This window comes from Microbacterium sp. C-MGS6 (assembly GCF_058140415.1).
This window is the reverse complement of sequence record NZ_CM176934.1, coordinates 931,263-954,475: the sequence shown is the minus strand read 5'-3', so window position 1 is coordinate 954,475 and position 23,213 is coordinate 931,263. Positions and strand designations below refer to the sequence as shown.

The 23,213-nt window shown below is 70.6% G+C and carries 19 protein-coding genes; 2 read left to right on the top strand and 17 right to left on the bottom strand.

The annotated features are described in order from the left end of the window. Positions 1-17 precede the first annotated feature (17 nt). The 16 genes from AC3B5L_RS04670 to AC3B5L_RS04595 form a co-directional block, all read right to left on the bottom strand. The gene (locus AC3B5L_RS04670; RefSeq protein ID WP_490096232.1) at positions 18-1,406 is read right to left on the bottom strand and encodes a glycosyltransferase; all 1,389 of its coding nucleotides are present in this window, start codon (positions 1,404-1,406) and stop codon (positions 18-20) included. 8 nt (positions 1,407-1,414) lie between these two features. Beyond that, entirely contained in the window at positions 1,415-3,001 is a 1,587-nt protein-coding gene (gene guaA, locus AC3B5L_RS04665; protein WP_490096231.1) for a glutamine-hydrolyzing GMP synthase, read from the bottom strand. After that, the gene (locus AC3B5L_RS04660) at positions 2,998-3,510 is read right to left on the bottom strand and encodes a DUF3817 domain-containing protein (protein ID WP_060922041.1); all 513 of its coding nucleotides are present in this window, start codon (positions 3,508-3,510) and stop codon (positions 2,998-3,000) included. Before AC3B5L_RS04660 ends, guaA begins: the two co-directional genes overlap by 4 nt. Positions 3,511-3,613: 103 nt before the next feature. Beyond that, positions 3,614-8,254: an ExeM/NucH family extracellular endonuclease gene (locus tag AC3B5L_RS04655; protein ID WP_313362765.1), complete on the bottom strand. Its 4,641-nt coding sequence runs from the start codon at positions 8,252-8,254 to the stop codon at positions 3,614-3,616. A gap of 241 nt (positions 8,255-8,495) precedes the next feature. Then, a complete protein-coding gene (locus tag AC3B5L_RS04650) occupies positions 8,496-9,254 on the bottom strand; it encodes an SURF1 family protein (RefSeq protein ID WP_187664106.1) in 759 nt (252 codons plus the stop codon). Positions 9,255-9,311: 57 nt separating this feature from the next. Further along, positions 9,312-10,427, bottom strand: coding sequence for a GuaB3 family IMP dehydrogenase-related protein (locus tag AC3B5L_RS04645; protein ID WP_025103746.1), 1,116 nt, complete (start codon positions 10,425-10,427; stop codon positions 9,312-9,314). A gap of 45 nt (positions 10,428-10,472) precedes the next feature. Continuing rightward, the gene (locus AC3B5L_RS04640; RefSeq protein WP_268777185.1) at positions 10,473-12,161 is read right to left on the bottom strand and encodes an ABC-F family ATP-binding cassette domain-containing protein; all 1,689 of its coding nucleotides are present in this window, start codon (positions 12,159-12,161) and stop codon (positions 10,473-10,475) included. 93 nt (positions 12,162-12,254) lie between these two features. After that, positions 12,255-12,503 carry an AbrB/MazE/SpoVT family DNA-binding domain-containing protein gene (locus AC3B5L_RS04635; protein WP_259954249.1) on the bottom strand — a complete coding sequence of 83 codons (249 nt, stop codon included), beginning with the start codon at positions 12,501-12,503 and terminating at the stop codon, positions 12,255-12,257. Positions 12,504-12,535: 32 nt separating this feature from the next. Beyond that, entirely contained in the window at positions 12,536-14,356 is a 1,821-nt protein-coding gene (locus AC3B5L_RS04630) for a sensor histidine kinase (protein WP_187663435.1), read from the bottom strand. Continuing rightward, the gene (locus AC3B5L_RS04625) at positions 14,353-14,700 is read right to left on the bottom strand and encodes a response regulator (RefSeq protein ID WP_025103741.1); all 348 of its coding nucleotides are present in this window, start codon (positions 14,698-14,700) and stop codon (positions 14,353-14,355) included. Before AC3B5L_RS04625 ends, AC3B5L_RS04630 begins: the two co-directional genes overlap by 4 nt. Beyond that, the gene (locus tag AC3B5L_RS04620) at positions 14,697-14,840 is read right to left on the bottom strand and encodes a hypothetical protein (RefSeq protein ID WP_490096230.1); all 144 of its coding nucleotides are present in this window, start codon (positions 14,838-14,840) and stop codon (positions 14,697-14,699) included. Before AC3B5L_RS04620 ends, AC3B5L_RS04625 begins: the two co-directional genes overlap by 4 nt. Beyond that, entirely contained in the window at positions 14,837-16,324 is a 1,488-nt protein-coding gene (locus AC3B5L_RS04615; protein WP_268777187.1) for a glycosyltransferase family 2 protein, read from the bottom strand. Before AC3B5L_RS04615 ends, AC3B5L_RS04620 begins: the two co-directional genes overlap by 4 nt. Next, positions 16,324-17,037, bottom strand: a complete 714-nt coding sequence (locus AC3B5L_RS04610) for a PHP domain-containing protein (protein ID WP_268777188.1) — start codon at positions 17,035-17,037, stop codon at positions 16,324-16,326. The genes AC3B5L_RS04615 and AC3B5L_RS04610 overlap by 1 nt, the downstream gene beginning before the upstream one ends. Further along, positions 17,034-18,023 carry an ATP-grasp domain-containing protein gene (locus AC3B5L_RS04605; RefSeq protein WP_187663431.1) on the bottom strand — a complete coding sequence of 330 codons (990 nt, stop codon included), beginning with the start codon at positions 18,021-18,023 and terminating at the stop codon, positions 17,034-17,036. The genes AC3B5L_RS04610 and AC3B5L_RS04605 overlap by 4 nt, the downstream gene beginning before the upstream one ends. Continuing rightward, complete coding sequence (locus tag AC3B5L_RS04600; protein WP_259954244.1) at positions 18,023-19,069, bottom strand: response regulator; 1,047 nt, start codon at positions 19,067-19,069, stop codon at positions 18,023-18,025. The genes AC3B5L_RS04605 and AC3B5L_RS04600 overlap by 1 nt, the downstream gene beginning before the upstream one ends. A gap of 138 nt (positions 19,070-19,207) precedes the next feature. Then, the gene (locus tag AC3B5L_RS04595) at positions 19,208-19,519 is read right to left on the bottom strand and encodes a DUF2277 domain-containing protein (protein ID WP_259954242.1); all 312 of its coding nucleotides are present in this window, start codon (positions 19,517-19,519) and stop codon (positions 19,208-19,210) included. 100 nt (positions 19,520-19,619) lie between these two features. On the opposite strand from AC3B5L_RS04595, the gene AC3B5L_RS04590 reads away from it, so the two are divergent. Beyond that, positions 19,620-20,030: a hypothetical protein gene (locus tag AC3B5L_RS04590; RefSeq protein WP_268777189.1), complete on the top strand. Its 411-nt coding sequence runs from the start codon at positions 19,620-19,622 to the stop codon at positions 20,028-20,030. A 74-nt stretch (positions 20,031-20,104) separates the two neighbouring features. Here the strand turns inward: AC3B5L_RS04590 and guaB are convergent, their stop codons facing one another. After that, positions 20,105-21,607: an IMP dehydrogenase gene (guaB, locus tag AC3B5L_RS04585; protein ID WP_025103734.1), complete on the bottom strand. Its 1,503-nt coding sequence runs from the start codon at positions 21,605-21,607 to the stop codon at positions 20,105-20,107. Positions 21,608-21,923: 316 nt separating this feature from the next. Here guaB and AC3B5L_RS04580 point away from each other — a divergent pair, with 316 nt between their 5' ends. Next, on the top strand, positions 21,924-23,210 hold the full coding sequence (locus AC3B5L_RS04580) for a branched-chain amino acid ABC transporter permease (protein WP_187663427.1): 1,287 nt from the start codon (positions 21,924-21,926) through the stop codon (positions 23,208-23,210). The last annotated feature ends 3 nt before the right edge of the window (positions 23,211-23,213 follow it).

The window sequence follows — 23,213 nt, the reverse complement described above, 5'->3', positions numbered from 1 at the left end:
GGTCGCGACGGTCGCGTTCAGCGGCGCCGGGACGGAGCCTGCACGACGGCGGCGATGGTCGTGGCCAGCGCCTCCATCGAGCGCTCGGGACTCCACGCCGCCGCGACGGCCGGCGCCTCGGCACGCAGCGCCGCCAGACGGTCCTGGTCGGTCAGCAGCTCCCGGAGCGCCTCCCCCAGCGCCTTCACGTCGCCCGCGGGGACGAGGACCCCGCCGCCCGCACTGAGAACATCGCGGATGCCGTACCGCACGTCGTAGGACACCACGGGCGTGCCGTGCAGGAGGGCCTCGACGATGCCCAGCGGCTGCCCTTCGAACGCCGTGGAGGTGACGAGCACGGATGCCCTATCGAGCACGGTGGCCGGATCCGCGGTGTAGCCGCAGAGACGCACGCGGTCCGCGGCGTCGAGCTCGGCGATCAGTGCCGCCAGCCGCTCCTGCTCTGCTCCCGTGCCCCAGATCTCCATCCGGGAGCCCGGCACGTCCGCCTCGATGAAGGCACGGATGGAATGGTCGATGCGCTTGCCGGCCGCGAGCCGCCCCAGCACGACCACGAGGCCCTCCTCGCGCAGGTCGTCACGGCGCTCGACCGGCGCGATGGGGTTCGGCACCACGACATGGTTGGCGGCCTCACCGAACCGCGCCACGACGTCGTCCCGCTGCGTGGCCGTCGGCCAGATGACCGCGTCGAAGCGGTCGGCCAGCCGGAACCAGCGAGTCCAGAGCGTGTTGAGGGTCGCGTCGGGCGTGTAGGGCGCCTCCACGTGCATGGTGTGGATGGGGTGCAGGATGCGGACGCGCGGGTCGACCCAATCGGCGATCAGCTCACCGAGCTGGCGGGACTCGCAGATCACGACGATCGGACGGTCCCCCACCGCCGCGGTGACGTGCCCGAGCCAGGCACCGTAGAGTCCGCGGAAACCGTGCAGCGCACCGACGACCCCGCCGGCGCCGTCGTACACCAGCACCGGTTCATCCGTCAGGTGCCAGTCGGGGTTGCCCGGGATCACCGGGAGCGCCGCGAAGGGGCGCCCCTCGGGGTCCGCGAGCACCCGGTACTCCACGTCGGGGTCGGCCGCCACCGCAGCGTCGGCCGCGTCTCGCAGCCAGGAGGCGGCTCCGCCCTCCGGCGCGACCGCCTCGTCGAAGAGGTTCCGCAGGCGATCGCGGGCGGTGAGCGCGCCGCGCTCGGTGAACACGCGACGGTGCTCGGCGTGCTCGGCCGCCGTCCCCGGGTCGAAGGTCAGCAGCTGCGGACCCGCGCCCTCCCCCGCCCCTGCGGCGGCCAACAGCCGGGCGCGCGCGAGCGTGGCGATCGTGTACCCGCCGTCCAGCCCCGGGATCAGGCGGCTGGACAGCACCAGGTACTCGGCGTCCGGGAGGGCGGGCGCCGAGACCGGGGGCATCGTGCCCCCTACTCCCACTCGATCGTCCCCGGCGGCTTCGACGTGACGTCGAGCACGACGCGGTTGACGTCACGGACGCCGTTCGTGATCCGGTTCGAGATCTTCGACAGCACGTCGTACGGCAGGCGCGTCCAGTCGGCCGTCATGGCGTCCTCGCTGGAGACCGGACGCAGCACGATCGGGTGCCCGTAGGTGCGGCCGTCCCCCTGCACGCCCACCGAGCGCACGTCGGCGAGGAGCACGACGGGGCACTGCCAGATCTCCTGATCGAGGCCGGCCTTGGTCAGCTCCTCGCGGGCGATGGCGTCGGCCTCACGCAGAATCTCGAGACGGTCAGCGGTGACCTCACCGATGATCCGGATGCCGAGGCCGGGCCCCGGAAACGGCTGGCGGCCGACGATCGCCTCGGGGATGCCGAGCTCGCGACCGATCGCGCGGACCTCGTCCTTGAAGAGGGCCCGCAGCGGCTCGATGAGCTCGAAGTCGAGGTCGTCCGGCAGCCCGCCCACGTTGTGGTGCGACTTGATGTTGGCGGTGCCCGCACCGCCACCCGACTCCACGACGTCCGGGTAGAGCGTGCCCTGCACGAGGAACTTCACCGGGGCGCCGCCGTCGGCCTTCGCCTCCTCGACGAGGTCGAGCTGCACCTTCTCGAACGCCCGGATGAACTCGCGCCCGATGATCTTGCGCTTCTCCTCCGGGTCGGTCACACCCTGGAGGTGACCGAGGAAGGTCTCGGCGGCGTCGACCGTGATGAGCCGCACGCCGGTGGACTCGACGTAGTCCTTCTCGACCTGCTCGCGCTCGCCCTTGCGGAGGAGGCCGTGGTCGACGAAGACCGCGGTGAGCTGGTCGCCGATGGCCTTGTGCACGAGGGCGGTCGATACGGCGGAGTCCACGCCGCCGGACAGCGCCGAGATGACCCGGGCGTCGCCGACCTGCTCGCGGATACGCTCGACCTGCTCGGCGATCACGTTGTCGGGGTTCCAGTCGGATGCCAGACCGGCACCCTTGTGGAGGAAGTTCTCGAGCACATGCTGACCGTGGTCGGAGTGCTTGACCTCGGGGTGCCACTGCACGCCGTAGAAACCGCGCTCCTCGTTCGCGAAGGCGGCGACCTTCGTGGCCTCCGTCGTCGCGAGCACCTCGAAGCCCTCCGGGGCCTTCGCGACCTGGTCACCGTGACTCATCCACACGTTCTGCTCGGTCGGCTGCCCGCTGAGCAGCGTGCCCCCGTCACCGGAGATGACGGCATCGGTCGCGCCGTACTCACGGAGGCCGGTGTGCGCGACCTCGCCGCCGAGGGTCTGCGCCATGTACTGGAAGCCGTAGCAGATGCCGAGCGTGGGGACGCCGAGGTCGAAGACCGACGGGTCGAGCTTCGGTGCACCCTCCTCGTACACCGAGGACGGACCACCGGAGAGGATGATGGCGACGGGGTTCTTCGCGGCGATCTCCTCCGCGGTGGCGGTGTGCGGCACGATCTCGCTGTAGACCCCGGCCTCGCGCACGCGGCGGGCGATGAGTTGCGCGTACTGGGCGCCGAAGTCGACGACGAGCGCGGGGCGCTGCTGGGTCTCGGACTGTTCGGTCAACGGACACCTTCCGGGGCGATCGCGGAGGCCTCGGCGGCCTCCCTGGTGGCGAGATAGGTCTTGACTTCACGGGCGACGACCGCCTCCATGAAGAACGACAGCAGCGGCACGACGCCGCCGAGCGCGAGCAGGATGAACCGCGGGAACCGCCAGCGCATCAGACTCCACATGCGGAAGCACGCGAAGAGGTAGACGACGTAGAACCAGCCGTGGGCGACGAGGATGAACAGCGAGATGTTGAAGCCGTCCCCGAGGGAGGTCATCTCGCAGGAGTTCGTCCACGGCGCGAACAGCGACCACCACTGGCAGTCCGGTCCGGCGATGACGCCGGCGAACCAGAGCGGGCCGCCCGACCCTCCGGCGAAGAGCTCGAGGTGGATCGGCGTGTACTTCAGCACCATCTCGGCGAGCAGCAGGAGCAGCATGACTCCCGTGATGATCGACGCGATCTGGTAGAACTTCAGCGCACCGCGGATCGCCGGAAAGCTGGCGACTTTCGGTTCGGGCATGCCCCCAGTCTAGTCGGCGGGGCGCGCCACCCCGACCCCGCGGAAACGACGGAGGCCGCCGGGTCGCCCCGACGGCCTCCGCCACGTCATCCGCCGATCGGCGTCAGAACCATCCGGTCAGGAGGTCCCACAGCCAGTCGACGATGTCCTTGATGATCCCGCCGATACCGCCGGCCCGGTTGACGGTCACGGTGGCCGTAGCCTCGTCCCCGTCCGCCTGCGCCACCGCGACGGTGTACTTCCCGGGCTGGGCGTTCTTCGGCACCGTCACCGAGGTGCTGAACGTGCCGTCCTGACGGACCTGCACCGTGCCGACCTCGACGCCCTGGCCCTTCTTCGGGCGGAGCTCCACCGTCACGGTCTCGCCGGGTTGGTAGCCCTCGCCGGTGATCGCGAGCTTCTTGCCCGCGGCCACCTTCGAGGAGCCGAGCGCGATGGTCCCCGCGAACTCCTCCTCGCCGGCGATCGTGAACGGCACCTGCACCGTGGTGCCCGTCGCCGGGACCTCGACCGTGAGCTGCTGCTCGCCGAACACCCCGGACGGCACCGTGAAGGTGAGGGTGGCGCGCCCGCCCTCGTCCGTGGTGTCCACGATGGTCGGGTCGATCGTGCCAGCCGCGAGCTGCGTGTCACCGAGCGACAGGGTGACGGCTCCCGGAGCCGCCTCGCCCCCGCTGAAGGCCAGCGAGGAGAGGGAGACGGTCACCTGGTCGCCCGCGCGGTAGCCGTCGGCGTCTGCCGGGCTGACCGTCACGCCGACCGCACGCTGGGCGAGGTCGGGCGAGGCCGTCTTGTTCGCGTCGAACCAGTCGACCATGGACTGCAGGTCGATCTTGCCGGTGTCCCGCTTGCCCGCGCCCTCCTTGAAGGTGGCGAAGTTGTCGCCGCCCGCAGCGAGGAAGGAGTTCGCCGCCACCGTGTACTCCCCGTTCGGGTCGATCGCAGTGCCGTTCAGCGTGATCGAGGTGATCCGCGAACCCGCGGCCGCCGTCGGGTCGTAGGTGTAGACCAGCCCCTCGGAGACGCCGAGCTTGAGGAACGGTCGCGCCGATCCGGCCGGCTGCCACTGCTCCTCCAGCACGCCCTTCAGCTGCGTGCCGGTGAGGGTCAGCGTGACCAGCGTGTTGGCGAACGGCTGGACGGTCGCCGCCTCCCGGTAGGTGACGTTGCCGTTCGGATCGTCGGCGTTGCTCGACGCGTAGGTCAGGTTGGCACGGATGCCGCCCGGGTTCATAAGAGCGATGTCCGCACCCGTGGACCACTTCTGCACGTCGGCGACGAAGTTGCCGATGGTGGACTCGCCACCGCGGTTCTCCGAGCCGTTGGTCTGCCGCGCACGGTTGAAGTCGGCGGTGATGTCGCCGACCTTCACGGCGCCCAGCACGTCGGCCTCCGCCTTCGCCTTGTCGACGATCGCCTGCACCTCCGGCACCGCCGGGTACAGCGGCTTGCCCGCAGCCGTGAGGGGCTTGATCTCGTTGGTGATCGAGAGCAGCTCCTTCGTCTTCGGGTCGACCTGGATGTTCATGAGGCCGAGGTTCTCGCCGTACTGCCCCGCCGAGACGACCGGCCGGCCATCGATGACGTGGTTGTAGGCGAGGTGCGTGTGCGCCGAGACGATCGCGTCCACGTCGTCGTCGACCCCGTAGACGATCTCGCCCAGCGGCGAGTCCTCGGTGATCGCGGACAGCGCGGTGCTCTCCGCGCCTTCGTGCACGAGCAGGATCACCACGTCCGCCTCGCCGTTGGCGGGGTCCCCGTCGCGCAGGTCGTCGGCCACGGCGTTCACGGAGTCGACGATGCTGCGCACCTCGAGATCAGCGATGCCCTCGGGCGAGACGAGCGAGTCGAGGTCTTCCGTGACGGCGCCCACGAATCCGACGCGCACGCCGTCGAGCTCCTTGACCCAGGCCGGGGCCAACGCGGGCTCACCGGTCTCGGTGAGGAAGACGTTCGAGGAGATGTACTCCCAGTCCGCGCGCTCCTGCACCCGGTCGCGCAGGTCTTCCCAGCCCTGGTCGAACTCGTGGTTGCCCGCCGCGCTCACGTCCAGACCGGCGGCGTTGAGCGCGTCGATCGTGGGGTTGTCGTCGTTGATGAACGAGGTGAACGTCGACGCCCCGATCAGGTCGCCGGCTCCGGCGAAGATCGTGTTCGGGTTCGCCGCACGGAACTGCTGCACCGCGCCGGCGAGCACGGCAGCTCCCGCCGCCGCCCCGTCAGCCTCGATACGGCCGTGGAAGTCGTTCACCGTCACCACGTCGATGCTCACCGGCGGGATCTCCGAGGAGACGCCGACGAGGATCGGGTCGTGATCGCTGGACCGGTAGGGGGTGCCCTCCTCGGCGGCGCCGAACGCATAGCCGCGGTCGCTCCACTCGGGGGAGTTGATTCCCCACACACCGGCGCCCGTGATCGACGGGACGAGCGAGGGCGAGGCGATCACGTGGTCGAGCGAGCCGAGCTCGCCGTCGAACGTGTAGGTGTACTGACCTGCGGCCTTGTCGGCGGCGACGTCGCTCCACCCCTGCGAGGTGAAGACGTCGATCGGGTCTTCCTGCCCGTAGGCGTTGAAGTCGCCGATCAGCAGCATGTCGCTGCTGCCGCTGCTCTCGGCCAGCTCGTCGGTGAAGTCGAGGACGGCCTGCGCCTGCTTCACCCGGTCGGCGTTGAAGAATCCCTGACCGTCGGCGGGCTCGGCCCCGGCGCCCTGCGGCGGGGACTTCGACTTCAGGTGGTTGGCGACGACGGTGACGACGCGGCCGTCGATGTCGAACGCCTGGGCGATCGGCTCGCGGGCGTTGCCCCACACGGACTCGTCGGTGACGGTGGCGCTGTCGCCCACCGTGCTCACGGCGTCCTTCTTGAAGATGATCGCGTTGGTGATGTAGTCCGTGGTCGCCGGGTCCTGCAGAGCCTCGGGGGTGCGCACGTAGTCCCACACGTCGGAGCCCGCGTCGGCGTTGAGGCCGGCGACGAGGTCCTTGAGGGCGGTGTCGACGGGCTTGCCCAGCTTGACCGAGTTCTCGATCTCCATCAGCGCCACGATCTCCGCGTCGAGGCCGTTGATGGCCGAGACGATCTTGGACTTCTGGATCGCGAACTGGGCCGCGTTCGCCGCGCCGCGGGCGTCGGCGTCCTCGCTCTTCAGCGTCGTGAAGTAGTTGTAGACGTTGAACGACGCCACCTGCGCATCACCGCCCACCTCCGGGGCCTCCGCGGGGCGCGGGTTCGTCGCCTCGAAGGTGACCTTGCGCTCCGCGGGGGAGGCGTCGTCGATCGGGACCACCGGCTGCAGACGCCAGTCGTCGAAGCCCCACTGGAGCACGTAGCCGTTGGACCCGAAGTCGACGGTGTCGCCGTTGCGGACCACCGTGTCCTCCGTGAAGTACGGCTGCTGGCCCGGGTGGCCGTTGTTGGTCACCTGGATGGACCAGGCGTCGTCGAGCAGGATGCGGTTGGCGCGGTTCTCGGCCGCGATGGCGGCGGCGTCGGCCCCGGGACGCGTGGTCTCGGTGCTCTTGACGTTGAGGTCGTCGCCGGCGTTCAGCCACAGCGCCCCGTAGTTGTAGAGCTGGTGGCTCGACGCGAGCCGGTACGTGCCGGTCGGGGCGACGTACATGTTCTCGTACTGCTCGCGGTCGGCACCGCGCACGGTGTCGGGGAGCGGCGTGAGCGCGGGCACGCCCACGCCGGCCGTGACCACCGAGACGTCCGCGACCGCGGCAGGGGCGATCTGGGTCTGACCGTAGTACTCGCTCACCGTGCCGGCCACCGAGACGAGGTCGCCGATCTCGAGCGTGGGCGCGAGCGCGTTCAGGAACACGAACACGCCGTCCGAGGCGCCCGGGGTCGCGTCGGTCTCGCCGCCCGAGCCCTGCGTCTGGATCACGATGCCCTTGTAGCCGCCGGTCCGGTGGTCCGCCGTGACGACGCCCTCGACGCGGACGCGCTGTCCGGCGAGCGGCGAGACGTCGCCGGTGCCCTGGACCTCCGCGATGGTGGCGGCCTTCGGCTCCGTCCCCGGCTCCTCGCCCGGGTCGGTGCCGGGATCCGTGCCGCCGGAGTTCTGCGGGGTGATGGTCGCCGACAGTGCGAAGTCGGCCTTGTTGTCGTCCGCGTCCGCACCGTCCGTGCGATTCAGCGACCGGACGTCGGTGTTGCTGGTGGGGGCGGTGGCCGCCGCCGTCTCGAAGGTGTTCGAGGTGCCGTAGCCGAGGAGGTCGATCACCCCGTCCACGCCGACGGTCGAGCCGGGGGTGAGGGTCACCGCCGCGGTGCCCTCGACGAGCGCCAGGGTGCCGTTGGTGCCGCTCGGGCTCAGCGTCGTGGTGGCGTCGGGAGTGGGCAGCGCGGCGCCGTTGGTGCCGTTGCTGTTCGCCTGCACGAGGAAGTAGCCGCCCGCCGGGATCGTCCCCTTCAGCGGTGCGACGCCGTTGAAGGCGCCGGTCCCGGCCGCGGAGCGGTACTGCAGGGACATGCCGTCGAGCGTGACGGGCGCCGTCGTCGGGTTGTAGAGCTCCACGAACTTGTTCGTGAACGCCGCCCCGGCGCTGCCGCCGGACAGATAGGCCTCGTTGATCACCACCCCGGTGCCCTCGGTGTTCGCCGATGCGGGCGCGGCCACCAGCGAGCCGAGGCTCAGGGCGGCGACGCACGTCGCGGCGAGAGCGCCCACGCGCCCTCGGATTCTGCGGTGCGAGACGGGGGTCAGGGTCTCCCCGTGCTCAGGAGCGGACATCATCGGTGCTGTCTCCTCGATCGTGTTCCGGCGCTGCTCAGGACGCTGTCATCGCACACATCGGGAACTCCCAGCGTGCGCACATGGAGCGAGCATACGGAGCGGTTCGGACATCCTCAACGGAGTTTTCCCATTGGTCATCCAGCGCTCACCGAATGGCCGCGACGCCCCCTGACGAAGGTTCACACGGAGCCGTCTGGACGCGCAGAAGCGCAGCGCCCGTCGCGCGGATGCGCAGTGGTCGTCAGACGGCCGCTGACCCCTCGGCGTCCTCGAACTCCTCCACCTCGCGCTCCCAGGCGTCCTTCGCCAGGCGGTACCAGAGGTAGAACGCGAAGCCCGCGAAGATGACCCACTCGGCGGCATAGAAGACGTTGAGCCAGTTGACCGGGGACTGCTCCTCCGGCGCGGGCGAGGCGATGTCGTCGAGCCCTGCCGTGGCGGTCGTGGAGGCGAGATACGGACGGTAGACGTCGAGCTGCTCGATGTCGTGCCAGCGGCTCAATAGAGCGGCCGGGGACATCCGGTCCATCTGCTCCGGATCGGAGCGCGGAGGCACCGACGGACCCTCATCCGAGATGACGCGACCGGCGACCTCGACCACGCCGCCGTCCGCCTCGGCTTCCAGACGCTCCACGGCGGCGTCGGCGGCCTCGCGATCCGGCGCCCAGCCGATGGCGACCGCCAGCGAGACGCGCTCGTCGACCCGGAGCTGTCCGGTGACCCAGTACCCCTCGGCGCCGTCGTTGAAGCGGCTGCCCACGACGAGGAAGTCCCCGGGGACCCAGACGCCCTCCGTCTCCACGCGCTGCCCGACGAGGGGCTCGGGGAGGTACTCCCCCGGCTGCACGACCTCGTCCAGCGGCCGGACCTGCTCGGTCGCCCCCGGCGCCGGTGGATCTGTCTCGATCGCCCGCTCCAGCTGCCATTGGCCGAGCCAGGCGAACACCCCGGCGACGACGAGGCACAGCAGCAGCATCGCGATCCAGCGTCCCCGCAGCATGACCTCACGAAGGGTCGGCGGGAAGGGGGCAGGTGCGGTCACGGTGATGCGGAGACCTCAGGCCTCGTACGGGGCCAGCACGACCTCCACCCGCTGGAACTCCTTGAGATCGGAGTACCCGGTGGTGGCCATCGACTTGCGCAGCGCGCCGATGAGGTTCGCGGTGCCGTCGGCGACCGGCGCCGGACCGTAGAGGATCTCCTCCAGCGTGCCGATCCCGCCGACCTCGACGCGTCGTCCGCGGGGCAGCTTCGGGTGGTGCGCCTCGGGGCCCCAGTGGAATCCCTGGCCGGGAGCGTCCGTCGCGCGAGCCAGGGCGACCCCGAGCATGACGGCGTCTGCGCCCATGGCGAGCGCCTTCACGATGTCGCCGGAGGTGCCGACGCCGCCGTCGGCGATCACGTGGACATAGCGCCCGCCGGACTCGTCGAGGTAGTCACGGCGAGCCGCGGCCACATCGGACACCGCGGTGGCCATGGGCGCGTGGATGCCGAGGGTGGCCCGGGTGGTGGACGCCGCGCCGCCGCCGAAGCCCACGAGCACGCCGGCGGCACCGGTGCGCATGAGGTGCAGGGCCGCCGTGTAGGTCGCGGCTCCGCCCACGATCACCGGCACGTCGAGGTCGTAGATGAACTTCTTGAGGTTCAGCGGCTCGGCCACGCTCGACACGTGCTCGGCGGAGACGGTCGTGCCCCGGATGACGAACAGGTCGACGCCGGCCGCGGCGACGGTGTCGTAGAACTCCTGCGTGCGCTGCGGGGTGAGGGAGCCGGCGACGGTGACGCCGGCTTCGCGGATCTCGGCGAGTCGGCGGGTGATGAGCTCGGGCTTGATGGGCTCCGAGTAGAGCTCCTGCATGCGCACGGTCGCGCGGTCCTCCGCGAGGCCGGCGATCTCGGCGAGGAGCGGCTCCGGGTCCTCGTACCGGGTCCAGAGCCCCTCGAGGTCGAGCACCCCCAGGCCGCCGAGCTGCCCGAGCATGATCGCGGTGCGCGGGCTGACGACCGAGTCCATCGGCGCCCCGAGCACCGGGATCTCGAAGCCGAAGGCGTCGATCGTCCATGCGGTGGACACGTCCTCGGGGTTCCGCGTGCGCCGCGAGGGCACCACCGCGATGTCGTCGAACGTGTACGCGCGACGCGCGCGCTTTCCTCGGCCGAGCTCGATCTCCATGGTCACCCGTCCAGCCTACCCGCCGCCCGGCGGCCTCTGCGGCGGTCAGCGCGCACGCGCCACCCGCCGCTCGTCCCAGACCGGCTCGTCGGATTCGTAGACCTCGCCGTCCGTGCCGAACACGAGGAACCGGTCGAAGGAGCGAGCGAACCATCGGTCGTGGGTGACCGCGACCACGGTGCCCTCGAAGCGTCCGAGCGCCTCCTCCAGCGCCTCGGCCGACTCCAGGTCGAGGTTGTCGGTGGGCTCGTCGAGGAGGAGGAGGGTCGCGCCGGACAACTCGAGCAGGAGCACCTGGAACCGCGCCTGCTGTCCGCCGGAGAGCGACTCGAACGCCTGCTGGGCCTGGCGGACGAGGCCGTACCTGTCCAGGGCCGAGCTCGCCGCGTCCCGGGGCATGCCGTCGCGGAGGTCGTCCCCCCGATGCAGGATCTCCAGCAGCGTGCGGCCGACGAACTCCGGGTGCGCGTGGGTCTGCGCGAAGAGCCCCGGCACCACGCGGGCGCCCAGCACCGCGCGTCCGGAGTGCTCGACGGGGCGGAGGTCCTCCGCGACCGCGGTCACATGTCCCAGGGACGGATCCGGGTCGGTGCCACCGCGGGCCAGCAGTCGCAGGAAGTGCGATTTGCCTGAGCCGTTCGACCCGAGCACGCCCACCCGGTCGCCGTACCAGATCTCGGTGTCGAAGGGCCGCATGAGACCGGTCAGCTCGAGTCGGTCAGCCACGACCGCCCGCTTCCCGGTCCTGGCCCCGCGGAGGCGCATGTCGAACTCCTGCGCCGGGGGCCGCTCCTCGGGCGGGCCCGCCTCCTCGAACTTCCGCAGTCGCGTCTGCGCCGCCTGATACCGGGACGCGAAGCCGTCGTTCGCGGACGCCTTGACCTTGAGGTTCGCCACCAGGATGCGGAGCTTCTCATGCTGCTCGTCCCACCGCCGGCGCAGCTCGTCGAGCCGGTCCATCCGATCGGCGCGCGCCTGATGGTAGGTCGCGAAGCTCCCGCCGTGCACCCAGGCGGTCGACCCCGCCGCACCGGGTTCCAGCGTGATCAGCCGATCGGCGGCTCTGGCGAGGAGCTCGCGGTCGTGCGACACCAGCAGCACGGTCTTGTCCGTGGCGCGCAGCCGCTCCTCGAGCCACCGCTTGGTCGGCACGTCGAGGTAGTTGTCCGGCTCGTCGAGCAGGAGCACCTCATCGGGGCCACGGAGCAGCGCCTCCAGGGCGAGCCGTTTCTGCTCTCCGCCGGAGAGGGAGGTGAGCTCGCGGTACCGTGCCCGCTCGAACGGCACGCCGAGCGCTGCCACGGTGCACTGATCCCACACGGTCTCGTGCTCGTATCCGCCGGCGTCCGCGTACTCGGCGATGGCGGAGGCGTAGGCCATCTGGGTGTCGTGCTCGTCGCGGTCGATGAGCGCGTTCTCCGCGGCCTCCAGCGCCTCCGCCGCCGCACGGAGACGCGTGGGGGCCACCCGCACGAGCAGCTCGTGCACGGTCTGGCCCGGCTCGCCGTGCCCGACGAACTGGTCCATGACGCCGAGTCCGCCGTCGATGGTCACCACCCCGTCGTCGGCCGGCTGCTCGCCGCGGATGATCCGCAGCAGCGTCGTCTTCCCCGCCCCGTTCGGCCCGATCAGAGCGCTGGTCGAGCCCGCCCCGACCCGGAACGACACCTCGTCGAGAAGCGGTCTGCCGTCGGGAAGCGTCAGTGAGATCCCGGATGCGTCGATGTACCCCACGGGCGTGGCCGTCCTTCCGCCCGCGGACAGCGAGCCGACCAGGCTATCAGTCCGCGCGGCTTCGCGACCACCGGGACGAGCCTTCCGGGCCCGTCAAGCCGCGTCTTCCTGCGCTGCGGCCGCTCGACGCTCATCGTGGAGCGCGTTCGCCAGACTGGCACCGGTGAGCTGCGCACGGACAAGTGTCCGCGCCTGCTCCCGTGCGAGGAGGACGACGCCGCCGCGGTCCTCCTCGATCATCAGCAGAGTGACGCCCTCGTTCCAACGCTGCCGCGCGCGCAACTCGCCGGGAATGACCAGGTGCCCGTGGTCATCCAGCGAAGCAGTGAAGGTGGCGGTCATGACGCCCACCGTACCGCTCCCCCACCGATGTGTCAGTCCGCGCGACTGAGGGTCTGCAGCACCTCGGTCTTGGGAGCCGCCGGGAGCACGAACCGGAACTCGGTGCCCACGCCCTCCTCGCTGGTCACGTCCATCGATCCGCCGTGGGCCAGCACGATCGCGCGCGTGATCGTGAGACCCAGCCCCACCCCCGGGACGGCGTTGCGCGTGGCCGTCGAGGCGCGGAAGAACCGGGTGAAGAGCATGCGCTGCTCGTCCTGCGGGATCCCGACCCCGGTGTCGGCGATGGCGACCTGCACCCCGCCGTCGAGGCGACGCACGGCGGCCGTCACTCGCCCCCCGCGCGGGGTGAACTTGATGGCGTTCGAGAGGAGGTTGTCCACCGCCTGCCCGAGGCGTCCGGGATCGACCAGCAGCGGGATCGGCTCGTCACCGACCTGCAGCTCCAGTTCGATCCCCTCGCGCTGCGCATGCGGCCCCGCCGAGGCGACCGCCGAGCGCACGAGGTCCGCGATGTCGGCCTCGTCCCGCTCCAGGGGAAAGCGCCCCGATTCCACCTGCGCCGTGAAGAGCAGATCGCCGACGAGGTTCAGCAGGCGCTTCGCGTTGCGCTCGATGATGCCGACGAACTCCTGCTGGTCCTCGGTCAGGGGCTGACCGGGGTCGTTCTGCAACAGGTCGAGGAAGCCGATGATCGCACTCAGCGGCGTCCGGAGCTCATGGGAGATCATCCCCACGAACTCGTCCTTCATGCGCGCGACCTCGACGGCTCTGGTCTCGTCCGTGAGCACGAACAGGTAGCCCTGCTGCGCGCCGGACGGATCCTTGTGCGGGGTGACGGTCACCCGCGCCGGCACCGTCGTGCCACCCGCGGTCCTCACCTCGATGTCGCCGTCGACGGTATGGCCGGCGTCCGCGTGGGCGAAGAGCTCGCGGAGCCCGTCCGGCACTCCTGCGCGGTCGGGCGCCCCGCCCTGCCCCGCCGGCACCCCCGAGACGTCTTCGCGCGACGCGGTGTCCTCGGCGAGCATCTTCAGCGCCGACGGCGAGAAGAAGCGGTCGACGCGCACGTCGTCGAGAGCCTCATCGTGGGAGAGCCCGAGCAGGCGGACGGCCCCGGGGTTCCACGCCGTGACGCGCCCCTCGCGATCGGTGCCGATCACGGCCTGCGCGGTGATCGACGCCCACAGGCCCTCGAACGAGTCGAGCAGCACGCGGTACTCGTGCTCCTTCTGACGAAGCTGCACGATCATCGAGACGTTCTCGGACAGCGCCTTGGTCCGCTCCGTGACCAGTTCCTCCGCCTGCTGCACCCGCAGCCGCTGCTGCCGGGAGAGCTCGTTCACCACGGCCGCGACGGCCGCGAAGACGAGCGGACCGACGACGCCGCGGAGCCACACCACCGCGTTCGTCGGCGGTTCGACGACGTAGGGGATCAGCAGCGCGAACGACGTGAACGCGCCGACGACGAAGACCCAGCGGATCCCCGGCGCCGCCGCGATCCAGATCACCGGGAGCAGCACGAGCGATCCGAAGAGCGAGGCCGCGCCTCCCGTCCCTGCACGGAAGAGGCCCAGTCCCAGGATGTCGACCATCGGCACCAGCAGCACGATCCAGCCCTCGCGGATGTGCAGCGCGCTGAGCACCCCGGCGTGGAGCGTCGCGACGAGCACGACCGCGAGGCCGGTCAGCGCGAGGGCCACATCGGTGAACGGCAGGCTGGGGATGGCCCAGGTCATCACGCCCGCGATCGCGGCGGCGACGAGAGTCGGGACCTGCTTGACGATCGGGCTCGGGTTGTCGACGACCCGGTACCAGCGGTTCTCGGCACGCTCCAGCGGCGTGGCCCTCATCGCGGCACCCGCTCCACGGCCCGATGCAGGTCCGCCCCCGTGATGGGCTTCGGCAGCGCGGCGTCAGCCGGTGGATACTCCGCGACGTCCAGCACCGAGCTGACGATGAGGAAGCACTCCGGGTAGCGTTCGTGGATCAGCCGGCAGCACGCCTGACCGGAGATGCCGGGGAGCAGCAGGTCCAGGACGGCGACCTGGGGGTCGATGTCCGGGAAGGCGGCGATGGCAGACTCCGCATCGGGCGCGACGAACACGTCGAAGCCCTCCCGATCGAGGTACCGCCCCAGGAGGGTCGCCTGATCCGGAGCGTCCTCGACGACCAGGGCGAGCGGCCGTCCGGTCATCGCAGGAGCATCTCTCGGACGACGACGATCACGACCACGACGGCGAGGGAGATGAGCGCCTGCGGGATGAGGCGGCGCTCCTTCCGGGCGTCGGCCGCGATCTCCTCCACCTCGGCGTTGTGCGATGGTGCGTCGGTCATGAGTCGACCCGTCCGATCTTCTCGGTCTTGATCCAGGAGGCATCCGCGCGACGCCACTCCTTGAGGTACGAGTCGGCGGTGATCGCGCACAGCAGTGATCCGTAGCCGCAGACGTAGAGCAGCAGGCCCGCGAAGAAGCGTCCGGCCGGAAGCGGCTCGACCGCCCGCGCGAGCCAGATGCCGAGCATCGACACCGGCCCCCAGAGGGCGAACGCCAGCAGCCACAGCACACGCGTCTGCTCCGTCGACTCCTGCCCGGCCGCGCCGATCAGGCCGTCCAGGGCCCAGGGGAACAGCGCCAGGGCCATGAGGATCAGCGCCCCGAGCCCCGGGAACATGATCGCCTCGCGCCAGGACTGCCGCCCGATGCGCGGATCGAGCTGGACGGAGTAGAGCATCGAGAAGATGTAGATGGCCGCCGCGGCGATCCACATGAACCGGAACACGAACTCCGCGACGTCGCTGTGCAGGAGCAGGAGGACGATCATCGCGGTGGCGGCGAGGAGCAGGAGCGCCGGCATCAGCAGGATCGTGAACCAGGCCAGCCCGAAGGGGATGCTGCCCAGGTTGTGGTCGCGACTCGGACGGAACCAGAGCTTCTTGTAGATCGAGGTGAGCTGCACGTTGCCGCGCGCCCAGCGCAGCCGCTGCTTCCAGAGACTGTCGATCGTCCGCGGCTCCTCGGCGAGCACCACGGCGTGCGGCTCGAACACCATCCGGCGGCCGTGGAGCTGACTCTCGAAGGTCGTCATGGTGTCCTCGGCGAGCGTGCCCGTCGGGATGCGACCGCCGATCGCCTCGAGGTTCGCGCGGGAATGCAGCTGGGCGCCCCCGGCGAGGCAGGCGATCGCTCCCCCGACGTTCTGCGTGCGCCGTGCCGAGAGCTGGCCGATGACGTACTCGATCGCGATGAACCGGGTGAGGTAGTTGCGGTCCCTGCTGCCCTCCGCGATGTAGGCCGTGACGGCCCCGACCTCTTCGTCCGCGAGGTGCCGGGTGAGCTTGCGCAGGGAGTCCCGCGCGAAGATCACGTCGGCGTCCATGATGAGCACCGCTTCGGTCCACGGGTCGGCGAGCACGACGTCGAGGCCGTGGTTCAGCGTGTGCGCCTTGCCCTCGCCACCCTTCTCGCGCCGCAGGTGCACGACCCGTCCCGGGTAGGTCGCCGCCTTCTGCTGCACGATCGCCGGGGTGTCGTCCGTGGATGCGTCGTCGACGACGAAGACGCGGAGGCGCTCGGCGGGGTACTCGAGCTGGAGCAGCCGCTCGATCGCGGGGCCGATGACCAGGCCCTCGTTCCACGCCGGGATGACCACGGCCACGTTCGGGTGGTACGGCGCGGCCTTGCCGTAGTGATTGCGGAAGGCGTGCAGCGGCAGCATGAGGAACTGCAGCCCGGTGTTGACGACCGGGAGCGTGCCGATCAGCACGCAGAGGAGGAGGATGACGACGACGACCGTCTCGATCCAGGTCAGCTCGGGCATCAGCGTCCTTCCGTCCCGTCGAGCAGCGGGAGGATGCGGGAGTACCGGCCGACGTCTGCGGCCACGTGGCTGTCGGTGGACGCGACGATCCCGGCACCCGCGCGCTCCAGCGCGGTCAGCGCCTCCGCGCCGGGGCACACCCACTTCTCGTTGACCTCGACGAGGGTATCCGTCTCCGCGGCGGCGCGAGCCCAGGCCTCGAGGCGCTCGGCTCCGAGCTCCTCCTCCGCGAGACCGATCTTCGGCAGGATCGAGAAGCAGTGCGCGAGCTGGTTGCCCGGATGGCGTCGCATGGTCGCGATGACCGCGTCCGTGAACTGGTCGAGGACGTCGACCGGCGCCCACCCCGCGGCGATGCGCTCGCGGACGGCGGTGGGACCGAGCGGCCCGTCCACGCCGGGGAACTGATGGTCGGCGATGAGGATCCGGTCGATGCCCTCAGGCAGCACCGGGATGTCGAGTTCCCCCGAGGCGTCGAGGATCTTCGCCTCGACGCCCGTGAGCACCGTGAGTCCGTCCGGAACGCGCAGCCGACGGACCGCGGCGAGGTACTCCGGCACCCAGGTCGTGCTCTGCCGTACGTGGTCGACGAGGCGGACCGTCTCGAGACCGACGGCCGCAGCGGCGGCGACGTTCTCCTCCAGCGTGGAGACCGCGTCATCGGAGAACGTGGAGTGGACGTGGTGGTCTCCGCGCAGGGCGGGATGGCTCACAGTTCCTCCTGGTGACCGGCGTGCGCCGACACGAGCACGTCGTCGACCTCGACGATCACGTCCTCCAGGAAGCGCACCGATGCGACCTCGCGGAAGGGCACCTGCACCGGGATCTCCCGGCCGAGGAAGAGGTCGGCGACGAGCGACGGGATGTCGACTCCGGCGGCGATCGTCAGCGGGAGCGCCCCGGGGAAGCGCGGGTTGACCTCGAGCAGCACGGCCCGCCCGTCCCGGTCGCGACGGAGCTGCACGTTGGCGACGCCCACGAGGCCGATCGCCCGCGCGATGGCGGCGGCGGTCTCCTCGAGCTCGGGATCGCGGAGGGTGCGACCGGCGATGGCGACCCCCGAGTCCACACGGGCGCGGGTGCGCGGGACCGCCGCGACCACACCGCCGGACGCGTCGGCGATCACATCGACCGAGTACTCCTCGCCCGGGAGGAAGTCCTGCACGATCAGCCCCTCATCGGTGGGGAGGGCGGCGAGCGCCTCGGCGTCCGGGACGAGGCGCACACCGCGACTGCCCGCACCCTGGCGGGGCTTGGCGAACACCGGGAACTCCCACGCGACTTCCGCGGCATCCGGCCCGGCGAGCACGGTGCGCGGCACGCGACCGGTCGGCGCGCAGCGCTCCGCGAGGGCGAGCTTGTCGAGGGCCGTGTGCAGCGTGTCGGCGGGCGGCGCGGCGAGGACCGCGGGGGCCAGCTCGTCGCGGCGGTCCGCGAGGGCGATCAGCTCCACGTCGACGGTCGAGATCACGAGGTCGAGACCGTCCTCCGCGACCATCCGCGCGATCGCCGGCACGAAGTCCTCGTCACGCCCCGGGGGAACCAGACGGCGTTGCGCCGGTGGCACGAGGTAGATGCCGCTCGCCCATCCGTCCATGTCGGCCGCGAAGACCGTCAGATCGGGCCGTCGCAGCAGGGAGCGGATCACGGCGACGCCGGCGGGGCCTCCGGCTCCGGTGACCAGTACGCGCTTCGTCATCAGCTCTCCCGTCGACTCAGTTCATGGGCGCCGATGAACTCGGCGGTCTCGCGCACGACCTCCAGCGGCTCGACCGCCTCGCCGCCGCCGAACCGCGACCAGTAGCGTGCGGTGGCGGTGACGAACTCCGGCGCGAGATACTCCCGGTTCGCCGCGGTCTGGGACTGGAAGCACTCCAGCAGCCGCAGCTTGTCATCCAGGAAGCGGTCGATGCGGACGAAGCGCGTGGGCCGGTAGTCGATGGTCGCGGAAGGGCTCTGGTAGCAGGCGACCGTGCCGACGCGGCGGGTCGCGACGATCGTCGCCTCGTTCACCGCGCGGTGATCCTGGTGGCGGTCGTGGTGCGAGTGCGTGTAGACGATGGTCGGCTGGATCTCCTGCACGACCTCCTCGATGAGGCGGACGGTCGATCCTCCGCCCGAGATCTCGGTGTCGATGAGGTCTTTGACGAACAGGCGCGCCCCCACCTGCTCGGCCGCGGCGAGCGACTCATGCTGGCGACTGTCCGCGTCACCGCCGCGCGCTCCGCGGGAGAGCGTGAGGATCGTGATCTGATCGCCGGCGGCCGCGTGCGCCGCGAGGATGCCGCCGACGCCGATCTCGACGTCGTCCGGGTGCGCCCCGATCGCGAGGACGACCTCGCCGGTCTTCGCCTCCGCCTTCCGGCGCCGGGACTCCTCGACGAGCCGGGCGACCGACTCCACGAGTCGGGCGTTGTCGAGCGGCTTGGTGAGGAACTCGTCGGCCTGCGCCCGGAGCGCCGACACGGCGTACTCGACCGAGACGTGCGCGGTCATCACGACGACCGGCACGGTCGGCATGAGGCGCCGCAGTTCCGCGAGCAGCTCCAGGCCGCTGAGCCCCGGCATCTCGATGTCGGTCACGACGACGTCGGGTTTCACCGCCGCGGCCTTCTCGAGCGCCGATCGGCCGTCGTCCGCGAGATCGACGACGCAGCCTGCACGCCGTTCCAGGACGGTCTTGACGAGCAGGGCGACGTCGTGGTCGTCGTCGACGACGAGGATGCGAGGGGGGACCTCAGCCATGTACAGCTCTCCTTGGGGAGATTCCCTGCCGGGGGGATTCGGCGGTGCGAGCTCGGTGCCTTCATCACCGGGCCGCAGGGAAAGTCGAGCGGGGTACGTCGATTCTGGCACAGGGCTCCACCCCCGGCCCGCAGCGCGTCAGCCCGCGCGCGCCGCCCGCTTCTCCTCCTGATAGACCCGGATCGCCTCGTAGCGCTCCGCCGATCGCGCCCGCCTCTTCGCCGCCTGCTCCTCGCGGTTCTTGGGCGGTGCCGAGGTCACGAGATCGTCGAGCAGCCGCCGCGTGGCCACGGCGATCTCGGCCACCGCGCGATCGAACACCTCGCGGTTCGCGCGCGAAGGCGCCGTCGTCCCGGAGATCTTGCGGACGAACTGGAGCGCGGCCTCCTGGCACTCCTCATCCGTGGCTGCGGGCTCGAGGTTGTTCAGAGGCACGATGTTTCGGCACATACCGGCACCGTACGCGCGGCGCGCGGGGCCCGGAAGGGGGATGGCATGCCCGTCCCTCCGTCGCTACGCTCTGGGCTACGACCGGAACCGAGGAGAGATCATGACCGACGCACCGTCGCCCGACGCCCCGCCGCCCTACAACCCGCCGCCGCCCGGCGGCGCGCCCTCGCCGTATCCCGCGGCCTCCGCTCCCCCGCCCGGCGCCCCCTACGCGCAGGACGTGCCGACCTCGCCGCCCGGGCGGGTGCTGTCGATCATCGGCCTCGTGCTGGCGTTCCTGCTGCCGCCGGTCGGCCTCATCCTCAGCATCATCGCCGCCGTGCAGCTCGGCAAGGCGAAGGCCCCCAAGGGCATCGCGATCGCCGGCATCATCGTCGGAGCCATCCTGACGATCTTCGCGATCATCGGGATCGTCCTGCTGGTGACCGTGCTGGCCGGCGTGATCGGGACGTGCGCCGAGCTCGGACCCGGGGTGTGGGACGTCGGCGGCGTCACCTACCGCTGCGGCTGACCGCACCGCGGACGACGAGGGGCCGGATGCAGCGCATCCGGCCCCTCCTGCGTCCCCCTTCCCGGGGGCCGCTGTCACTTCTTGTAGTTCGGCGCCTCGACGACGATCTGCACATCGTGCGGGTGCGACTCCTTGAGTCCCGCCGAGGTGATGCGCACGAACTTGCCGCGCTGCTTGAGCTCCTCGATGGTGCGCGCACCGACGTAGAACATCGACTGCCGCAGCCCGCCGACGAGCTGGTAGGCGACGGCGGAGAGCGGGCCGCGGTACGGGACCTGGCCCTCGATGCCCTCCGGGATCAGCTTGTCGTCACTGGGCACGTCGGCCTGGAAGTAGCGGTCCTTCGAGTACGAGGTCTGCTTGCCGCGCGTCTGCATGGCGCCGAGCGATCCCATCCCGCGGTACTGCTTGAACTGCTTGCCCGACTGGAAGACGATCTCGCCCGGCGACTCGTCCGTGCCGGCGAGCAGCGAGCCGAGCATCACGGCGTCGGCGCCGGCGACCAGGGCCTTCGCGATGTCGCCCGAGTACTGCAGGCCGCCGTCGGCGATCACCGGGACGCCGGCCGGACGCGCCGCGAGCGACGCCTCGTAGACGGCCGTCACCTGCGGCACGCCGACACCGGCGACCACGCGCGTCGTGCAGATCGAGCCGGGACCCACGCCCACCTTGACCGCGTCGACCCCCGCGTCGACCAGCGCCTGCGCGCCCTCGCGGGTGGCGACGTTGCCGCCGATGACGTCGATGTGCGCGAACGACTCGTCGGCCTTGAGGCGCTTGACGAGGTCGATCACGCCCTGGGACTGGCCGTTGGCGGTGTCGACGACGAGCACGTCGACACCGGCGTCGCGGAGGGCCTCGGCGCGCTCCCAGGCGTCGCCGAAGAAACCGATCGCCGCGCCCACCCGCAGGCGGCCCTGGTCGTCCTTGGTGGCGAGCGGGTACTTCTCGCTCTTGTCGAAGTCCTTGATGGTGATGAGGCCGGCGAGCTTGCCGTCCTCGTCGATGAGGGGCAGCTTCTCGACGCGGTGCTTCGCGAACAGCGCGATGACCTCGCCTGCCGCGACGCCCACCGGGGCGGTGACGAGGTTCTCCCTCGTCATGACGTCCTTCACGAACGTGCTCTGGCGCTCGAAGCCGGAGACGAAGCGCATGTCCCGGTTCGTGATGATGCCGACCAGACGACCCTCGTCGTCCACGACCGGGAGACCGGAGATCCGGTACTTGGCGCACAGCGCGTCGACCTCCTCCACGGTCGCGTCCTGCGTCGTGGTGATGGGGTCGGTGATCATGCCGGACTCGCTCCGCTTCACGCGGTCGACGTGCGCGGCCTGGTCGGCGATCGAGAGGTTGCGGTGCAGGATGCCGATGCCACCCTCCCGCGCCATGGCGATCGCCATGCGGGACTCGGTCACGGTGTCCATCGCGCTGGAGAGGAGCGGCGTCGCGACGGAGATCCGCCGCGTGATCCGGGACGACGTGTCGGCCTCGCTGGGGATGACGTCGGTGTGCCCGGGGAGCAGCAGCACGTCATCGTAGGTCAGTCCGACGAAGCCGAAGGGATCGTGCTGGTCCATGGAATCTCCTCCTGCGCGAGTGGCGCGGATCCGGGTGCGAATGGGGGGTCGACGTCGGCCGGTGCGCGGGCGTGACCCGTATGGAGATTCTAAGCGAGACACGCCCGAGAACATTCCCAGAGCCCTGTCGTTACCGGACCGTTGGCCCGGACGATAGGTGAATCGCCGATCGCCCATTACGCTCAAGTGCGTCGTCCATCCCCGCGGTTCGACCCGAGTCCGCGGAGACAGCACTCACAGTGGAGGTTGCGTGGGACCCACAGCACTCGCCGGACCGCGAAAGCGCCCTTGGGCCTTCGCCTTCTTCGGAATCCTGATGGCGCTCGCGGCATCGCTCCTCCTCCCTCCCTCAGCCGCATCCGCGGAGACGACGGACGACGGCCAGGAGGTCACCGACTTCTACTTCGCCGGCGTCGTCACCGACGGCGACGAGCCCGTCGAGGGCGTCGTGATGACGATCGAGGGCAACGGCTTCGACGCCGAGACCGAGACCGACGCCGAGGGCAAGTGGCGCCTGTACGTGCCGGAGAAGGAGACGTACACCCTGACGGTCGACGAGTCCACGCTTCCGGACGGCGTGATCGTCGACGCGACGCAGCTCCCCGAGGGGATCCAGCCCGTCTCGGGCACGACCGCCTCGTTCGAGCTGGAGTTCGGGCTCACCGGCACGAAGATCGTGAACTTCTTCCTCGGCGAGGGCGAGCGGGTGACCGTCTCCTTCCTCGACCAGCTCCTGTCGCGCATGGTGGGCGGTCTGAACTTCGGTCTGCTGCTGGGGCTCGCCTCGATGGGCGCCGCGCTGATCTACGGCACGACCCGGCTGTCGAACTTCGCGCACGGCGAGATGGTGAGCTGGGGCGCGGTGGTCACGCTCGTCGTCACCTCGTTCTGGCAGCTCCCGCTGTGGGCCGGCATCATCGCCGCGGTCATCGGCGGTGCGGCGCTCGGCTGGGCTCTGGACGCCGGCATCTGGAAGCCGCTGCGGCGCCGGGGTCTGGGCGTCGTCCAGCTCATGATCGTCAGCATCGGCCTCTCGCTGGCCCTCCGCTACGGTCTGCAGTACATCATCGGCGGCAACACCTATCAGCTGCCCGGTTCCAGCCCGGAGCCCATCCGTCTCGGGCCGATCTCCCTGTCGTACATCGACCTGATCGGCATGGCGACCAGCATCATCGTGATCCTCGGCGTCGCGTTCTTCCTCACCCGCACCCGCACCGGCAAGGCGACGAGGGCGATCTCGGACAACCCGCAGCTCGCCGCCGCCTCCGGCATCGACGTGGACAAGGTCATCCGCATCGTCTGGATCCTCGCCGGCACCCTGGCCGCGATCTCCGGGATCCTCTGGGCGTACTTCCGCCCCGGCGTGAAGTGGGACATGGGTATGCAGATGCTGCTGCTGATGTTCTGCGCCATCACGCTCGGCGGGCTCGGCTCGGCGATCGGCGCCCTGATCGGCTCGATCATCGTCGGCCTCGCGGTCGAGGTGTCCACGCTCCTCGGGGTGCCGACCGACCTCAAGTACGCCAGCGCCCTCGTCGCGCTGATCATCATCCTGCTCGTGCGACCGCAGGGCATCCTCGGACGCAAGGAAAGGTTGGGCTGACGC

Excerpts from the sequence above, each read along its gene's own strand:
- AC3B5L_RS04605 (WP_187663431.1), bottom strand. The coding sequence starts at position 18,023 with ATGACGAAGCGCGTACTGGTCACCGGAGCCGGAGGCCCCGCCGGCGTC.
- AC3B5L_RS04655 (WP_313362765.1), bottom strand. The coding sequence starts at position 8,254 with ATGATGTCCGCTCCTGAGCACGGGGAGACCCTGACCCCCGTCTCGCAC.
- AC3B5L_RS04595 (WP_259954242.1), bottom strand. The coding sequence starts at position 19,519 with ATGTGCCGAAACATCGTGCCTCTGAACAACCTCGAGCCCGCAGCCACG.
- AC3B5L_RS04660 (WP_060922041.1), bottom strand. The coding sequence starts at position 3,510 with ATGCCCGAACCGAAAGTCGCCAGCTTTCCGGCGATCCGCGGTGCGCTG.
- AC3B5L_RS04635 (WP_259954249.1), bottom strand. The coding sequence starts at position 12,503 with ATGACCGCCACCTTCACTGCTTCGCTGGATGACCACGGGCACCTGGTC.
- AC3B5L_RS04615 (WP_268777187.1), bottom strand. The coding sequence starts at position 16,324 with ATGCCCGAGCTGACCTGGATCGAGACGGTCGTCGTCGTCATCCTCCTC.
- AC3B5L_RS04645 (WP_025103746.1), bottom strand. The coding sequence starts at position 10,427 with ATGGAGATCGAGCTCGGCCGAGGAAAGCGCGCGCGTCGCGCGTACACG.
- AC3B5L_RS04600 (WP_259954244.1), bottom strand. The coding sequence starts at position 19,069 with ATGGCTGAGGTCCCCCCTCGCATCCTCGTCGTCGACGACGACCACGAC.
- AC3B5L_RS04630 (WP_187663435.1), bottom strand. The coding sequence starts at position 14,356 with ATGAGGGCCACGCCGCTGGAGCGTGCCGAGAACCGCTGGTACCGGGTC.
- AC3B5L_RS04590 (WP_268777189.1), top strand. The coding sequence starts at position 19,620 with ATGACCGACGCACCGTCGCCCGACGCCCCGCCGCCCTACAACCCGCCG.
- AC3B5L_RS04625 (WP_025103741.1), bottom strand. The coding sequence starts at position 14,700 with ATGACCGGACGGCCGCTCGCCCTGGTCGTCGAGGACGCTCCGGATCAG.
- AC3B5L_RS04670 (WP_490096232.1), bottom strand. The coding sequence starts at position 1,406 with ATGCCCCCGGTCTCGGCGCCCGCCCTCCCGGACGCCGAGTACCTGGTG.
- guaB (WP_025103734.1), bottom strand. The coding sequence starts at position 21,607 with ATGGACCAGCACGATCCCTTCGGCTTCGTCGGACTGACCTACGATGAC.
- AC3B5L_RS04650 (WP_187664106.1), bottom strand. The coding sequence starts at position 9,254 with ATGCTGCGGGGACGCTGGATCGCGATGCTGCTGCTGTGCCTCGTCGTC.
- AC3B5L_RS04620 (WP_490096230.1), bottom strand. The coding sequence starts at position 14,840 with ATGACCGACGCACCATCGCACAACGCCGAGGTGGAGGAGATCGCGGCC.
- AC3B5L_RS04580 (WP_187663427.1), top strand. The coding sequence starts at position 21,924 with ATGGCGCTCGCGGCATCGCTCCTCCTCCCTCCCTCAGCCGCATCCGCG.